This window comes from Pseudoalteromonas ardens (genome assembly GCF_030125445.1).
GTDB classification, from domain to species: Bacteria; Pseudomonadota; Gammaproteobacteria; order Enterobacterales; family Alteromonadaceae; genus Pseudoalteromonas; species Pseudoalteromonas ardens.
Map to the genome: position 1 here is coordinate 338,702 of NZ_JASJUV010000005.1, position 6,136 is coordinate 344,837.

Annotated in this window: 4 protein-coding genes; all 4 read right to left on the reverse strand. The window is 47.4% G+C overall.

Annotation, left to right across the window (positions count from 1 at the left end; translation table 11 throughout):
• Positions 1-104: 104 nt before the first annotated feature.
• Positions 105-1,418, reverse strand: a complete 1,314-nt coding sequence (gene fahA / locus QNM19_RS16970; RefSeq protein ID WP_049866297.1) for a fumarylacetoacetase — start codon at positions 1,416-1,418, stop codon at positions 105-107.
• 156 nt (positions 1,419-1,574) lie between these two features.
• Positions 1,575-2,621 carry a 4-hydroxyphenylpyruvate dioxygenase gene (gene hppD, locus QNM19_RS16975; RefSeq protein ID WP_010385091.1) on the reverse strand — a complete coding sequence of 349 codons (1,047 nt, stop codon included), beginning with the start codon at positions 2,619-2,621 and terminating at the stop codon, positions 1,575-1,577.
• 430 nt (positions 2,622-3,051) lie between these two features.
• The gene (locus QNM19_RS16980) at positions 3,052-4,488 is read right to left on the reverse strand and encodes a peptide MFS transporter (RefSeq protein ID WP_138539366.1); all 1,437 of its coding nucleotides are present in this window, start codon (positions 4,486-4,488) and stop codon (positions 3,052-3,054) included.
• Between the two features lie 279 nt (positions 4,489-4,767).
• Complete coding sequence (locus QNM19_RS16985) at positions 4,768-5,976, reverse strand: DUF642 domain-containing protein (RefSeq protein ID WP_284026977.1); 1,209 nt, start codon at positions 5,974-5,976, stop codon at positions 4,768-4,770.
• Positions 5,977-6,136 lie beyond the last annotated feature (160 nt).

Below are 6,136 nucleotides of genomic sequence, written 5' to 3' on the forward strand. Positions count from 1 at the left end.
ACTCACTCTAACAATTTTTATGCAAAAAGCCAGTATTTACTTACAAAAAAAAGGTGTACTTAAGCACACCTTTGTTTTGTATAGGAATAGTTTTTCGCTTGCGATTACTTCGCTGGCAGGATAGTGCCTTCGACTGAACCGAAACCGATACGTGCAAAGCCATTGGCTTCACACCAGCCGCGCATAATGACCTTGTCGCCATCTTCCAGGAACTTACGCTCTTCGCCATTGTCCAGAGTGATGGTCTCTTTGCCGCCACGCGATAGCTCTAACAGTGAGCCCGCTTCTTCGTGCTCCGGACCAGACTGTGTGCCTGAACCCAGCATGTCGCCTGGCAGGAAGTTACAGCCGTTTACTGTATGGTGAGTGACCATTTGTGCCACTGTCCAGTAGCTGTGCTTAAAGCTTGATTCTGACAGCTTGCTAGGCGCAGCATTGGCTTCGCGCATTTTCGCTGTTTCAAGTAGTACGTCCATCTGGATATCAAACGCACCAGCTTCACGGTTGTGCGCAGACTCCAGATAGTCCAGAGGCTGAGGATCTTGCTCATCACGGTGCCAGTTGGTGCGATACGGCGCCAGGGCTTCTGTGGTGACAATCCACGGTGATACCGTTGAGGCAAAGTTTTTCGCCAGGAATGGACCTAATGGTTGATATTCCCAAGCCTGCAGATCACGGGCTGACCAGTCATTGAACAGGCAGAAACCAAATACATGGCTTTCAGCATCTTCAATCGAAATTGAGTCACCCAGTTCATTGCCTTTACCCAGATAGATACCCAGTTCCAGTTCGTAGTCCAGACGCTTACAAGGACCGAATGACGGTGTATCTGCATCAGGTGCTTTCGTCTGACCTTTAGGGCGAGGGAAGTTCTGACCAGACACATCAATTGAAGAGGCACGGCCGTGGTAACCGATTGGTACCCACTTGTAGTTAGGCAGCAAAGGATTGTCCGGGCGGAACAAGCTACCTACCGCAGTTGCGTGGTAGATTGAGGTATAGAAATCAGTGTAATCGCCAATGTGACAAGGCAGCGCATATTCAACGTCAGATTGTGCAACCAACGCTGCTTCTAGCGCGCCCTGGTGCTCTGAGCCTTCACGAAGAGCACGAGACAATGCTAAGCGCAGCGCAGACCAGTAGTTCTGGCCCATACCCATAAACTCATTCAGTTTAGGTGCATTGGCTGCTTCAACAGCATCCTGTGCTTCGCCACTGAAAATACCTGCCGCAGCAACCACAGCCAGGTCCAGTACCTGATCACCAATGGCGACACCGCCACGGAACTCTTCGGCGCTGTCTTTGCGGCGGAATGAAGCAAATGGCAGGTTTTGGATTGGGAAGTCGGTACCGGCCTGGTTTGCGCTGGCAACCCAGCTTTTAAGATTAATGTCGTGCGTTTCGTTGATAAAAGACATGGTCTTTCCTTTTTGCAAGTTTGAGGCTGCTCTCAGATGTGGTGATAGCGTTCTGGTTTTTCAATGGAACATCTGAGTCTCAGACAAATTAAACGGCAAAAGCAGCCAGAAGGCATGGCCCCAAGCTGCTTTTAATTATCCACTCTCAAAGGAGAATTAGATCACGCCGCGGCGTTCCTGGTCACGCTCGATAGACTCGAACAGTGCCTGGAAGTTACCTTCACCGAAACCACCGTCGTCAACGCGCTGGATCATTTCGATAAAGATAGGGCCGAACAGGTTCTTAGTGAAGATCTGTAGCAGGTAGCAATCTTCGCTCTGGCTGTCTACCAGGATCTGGTGCTCTTTGATCTTGTCACGGTCTTCTTTAACCCAAGGTACACGGTCAAAGATAGTGTCGTAGTAGTGATCAACAATGTCTAATGTTGCAATGTTAGTCTGGTCAAGTTTGTCCAGTGACGCAACCAGGTCGTTGGTCAGGAATGCCAGGTGCTGTACGCCCGGGCCATTGTACTCGTCCAGGTATTCATCGATCTGGTTGTTGTTGTCGTCTTTACCTTCGTTAATTGGAATAGAGAAGGTGCCACACGGAGATTTCAGTGCGTATGACAACAGGGCAGTTTTCTGACCTTTGATGTCGAAGTAGCGAACTTCAGTAAAGCCGAATACGTCTTTGTAGAAGTTTGCCCATGTCTCCATGGTGCCTTTGTATACGTTGTTAGTCAGGTGGTCGATGCGCAGGAAGCCTTTGTCTTCAACGATGACTTGCTCTTCCAGTTCAACGAAGTCTTGCTCAAAGATAGAGCCTTTGTCACCGAATACATCGATGAAGTAGATCAGGCTGTCACCGATACCGTAAATAGCTGGGTAAGGCAGATCTTTGTGTGTTGAATCAGTCGCTGGTTTTGCACCACGCTCTACCGCGATTTCAAACGCCTTTTGCGCGTCTTCTACACGCCAGCCCATTGAACAGATTGCCGGGCCGTGGCTCTTAGCGAACTCAGCAGAGAAACCGCCGCGCTCTTTGTTCAGCAGGAAGTGAATGTCATGCTGGTTGTAGTATAGGATGTCTTTGTCTTTGAACTTTTTCAGTTTAGAAAAACCAAAATCGGCAAAAATCTTTTCCATGTAGTCCGCATCTGGTGTTGCGTACTCGGTAAACTCAATGCCTACTAGGCCTAGAGGATTTGTTACTTCACTCATTGTCATACTCCCGCTTTAAAGCACTGGATCGCTATTTGTTTTGTGCTGTGGATGATTAATCAAAATGACCAAAAGGGGAAGCTATGGGGGTGAATTAGCAAGAGGGCGAAATGTAAATTCTGTCGTACAAATTGTCAGGGTTATACGGATTGCGTGAACAGGATAATTTTTCAGATTGCAAACCTTGTTCCGTTCTGAAAATTAGATTGATTGGCCACAGTATATTTTAAAGAAAAATGTTTATCCATATGATAAAAAAGAACTTTTAAGTTCATTGTTGACAGCGATATCACTGTGGATCTTTTAAGGGGACGGTTTCTTTGAGAGATGAATTTTGCCTAGGTGTATCTATAAGTTTACAAAAGCGCGCCAGAAATAGAAAAGCCGCACAAATTTAGTGCGGCTTTTTACACGAATCACAGAACGAAAATTACTGTCTTTCGCCCGAGATCTCTAATTCTTTCTCAAGATAATGCTCCTGAGTGTGTGGCTCATCAGTGCTTCCCTCAGCACCATGCATCCAGTCAACCAGCTTATTGCTGAGCAGGTACATCGCCAGAGCAGACAAGAGTGCAGTCGCACCCAGGCCGATGAAAATGCTCATGGCATTGTTCATTGCTTCCTGACCCTCGCCGATGAATGAGCCAACGAAACCAGCGATCTTGTTTGCAACCGCTGTACACAGGAACCATAGACCCATTAGTAGTGATGCCAGACGTAGCGGTGCAAGCTTACTCACCATAGATAAACCAATTGGTGAAAGACATAGCTCACCCAGAGTATGGAACAGATAGAAAAGTACCAGCCACATCATGCTGATCTGTAAGTTGCCTGGATCGCTGCCTTCAGTGATCAGCGCCATCATCATGGTCAAAAAGCCCAGCGCCAGGAATACCAAAGCGATGGCAAACTTGACTGGCGAATTAGGCTCACGTTTGTCTAGTTTAAGCCAGATCATTGCCACCAGGGGTGCAAAGATAATAATGAAGATAGAGTTCAGAGACTGGAACCAGGAAGCCGGAATTTCAAAGCCCATCAGCATACGGTCAGTGTAGTCAGCGGCAAATAGGTTCATCAGACCACCTGCCTGCTCGAAGCCCATCCAGAAGATAATACTAAATACACTCATAGTGAAAATAACACGGATGCGGTCTTTTTCCTGGCTTGTAAGTGGTTCTTTGGTGTTGCTGTTAGATTGCTGCTGAGACAGTTTAGCAGCAGGTACCACACCAATGTCGCCCAGATATTTTTGGCTTAGCAGGAGTTGCATAACAACGGAGATCACCATACCGATACCCGCAGCGATGAAACCGGCTTGCCAGTTGATCTGTGCTGCAACATAACCGGCGATAATAGGACCCAGCGCGCCACCTAAGTTGATACCCATGTAGAAGATAGTGAAAGCACCGTCACGGCGTTTATCACCTTCCTGGTACAAATCACCTACCATAGTTGAAATGTTTGGCTTGAACAGGCCGTTACCAGCACACAGCAGTGCCAGGCCAACATAGAAAACTTGCTCTTCCATACCGGCAACCAGGCTGTGTGGTATACCCATGGTGAAGTGCCCTGCGGCCATTAAGATACCACCAAGGATGATAGCTTTACGTTGACCCATGACATTATCTGCCAGCCAGCCACCGATCAATGGTGTCAGATACACCGCCATGGTAAAGGTACCATAGAGGCTTAGTGCATCGGCATTGGTCCAGCCGAAACCACCATTTTGTACCTGAGCGACCAAGTATAAAACCAGAATTGCACGCATACCGTAGTAGCCAAAACGCTCCCACATTTCCGTGCCGAAGAGTAAGAACAGGCCTTTTGGATGGCCTAGAAACTCACCGCGATTAGGTAATGAATTCATATTATTCCCATTTCAATCAAATGTGTTGTGTTGGCCTTAATATTATCGATGCTTGAGGTACTGCTGATGACAGTATTGCTCCGCATACTTTGAACGGGTGGCCAGTCCCCAAATGATTTACAAGTTAGTGTAATGCTGACTAACTATGCATTAAAAGCGCGTCAGTATACCTAGTGGGGTGGCGATGGGGAAGCCTTACCAGCTGGGTTAGACGCTTTTTGTATACAAAAAAACCAGCCGGTCCGGCTGGTTTTTGCGCATATCGAACAAATGTGCCGGTTATCGGCAGAAATTGTCGACAAACGTCAGGTCGTTGATGTGCTCAGGACCTTCCATCACCAATGTTGCAACGGCAGTGTTTGGATTGAGCTGCCAGATCTGTGCGTTACTGCCGTCTTCACGACCAGATACATACAGTTCGCCATTGTCTGTGATTGCCAGGCCAGATGCCCAGTTCACGCCGTGCTCACCAATCTTAGTCAACTCCATGTTGCCTTCATCAAGGGTATACAGCGCTTTGCCGGTTAAGACGTAAAGCACGTTCCCGTCTGCTGAGTAAGCAATGTCACCATGGCTGAAATCGTCACCCGAATAAGACAATTTACCCAGCACGGTTTTTTCACCGCTGGTCATGTCAAAGTCGTACATATACGTCTTACTGGTGCTACGTAAAGAGATACCGTCAGGCGTGACCGCAGAGCGATACAAAGGCCAAGATTTAGTCTCAGCTACGCTGTACTGCTGATTGCCGTTCAGGTCCAGTGCCCACAGAGTCGACGCTTTAGTGCTGTTGTTGGTCTGTTCCATGAAGTACAGTACGCCATCTTTACTGGCGATATTAGAAGCGGTGTGTGTGACACCTGATACTGTGCTGTACTGACCCGCATCCAGGTCAAAGTGGTAGACGAAACCGTTTTGCGCTGAGCCGTAGTTATTGATGCCAAACAGGCCCGTTACACAATCTGCGGTAACAGATACATTGTCCAGTAATGCGCCATAGGAATCTGAGTTACCTGCACCCACGAACTTCAGCGTACTTTCATTGCTGTCAGCCGTCACTGTGATGGTGTAATGTTGCCAGCCGCGTTGTGTACCGTTTAGCTCTGCGATTACCTGGTCATCCCAGTACACGGTTGCTTTGTTGGTGTCTGCATTATTGGTAACACGCGGTGAGTAGTAGAAGCTTACGACATACTGTTTGCCCGCTTCAGTTGCAACACTTTGATATGCGCTGTAGTTACGGGTTGAGTCCAGCTCCAGGTATTGTTCACCATCCTGAGCCTGAATAAGACCAAGGCGATTAGTTTGAATTTCAAATTTTGCAGAGCTGCGATTCCAGCCAGGCAGCGTTTTCATCAGGCTCCAGGAGCCGTTGATGGTTTTTGACTGCTCAAAAGAACCGTTCGTGATTAGATTGTCACTGGCATTTGCAGCAAAGCTGCTGATTAGGGCGGCACTCAGGCCAAGCGCGATAACTGATAATTTCATAGATATACTCCAGGGCTTCACTCTATTCGTGTAAATAAAATGTTATCCCTAATCAATTTTAACTAGTCCCATTTTCTTACTTTTACACGGTCTGGTCAATTACAAATCAAAAAATGACTGTTAGTTCCTATTTATGCCTCAATTTTAGAATATAAAAGCA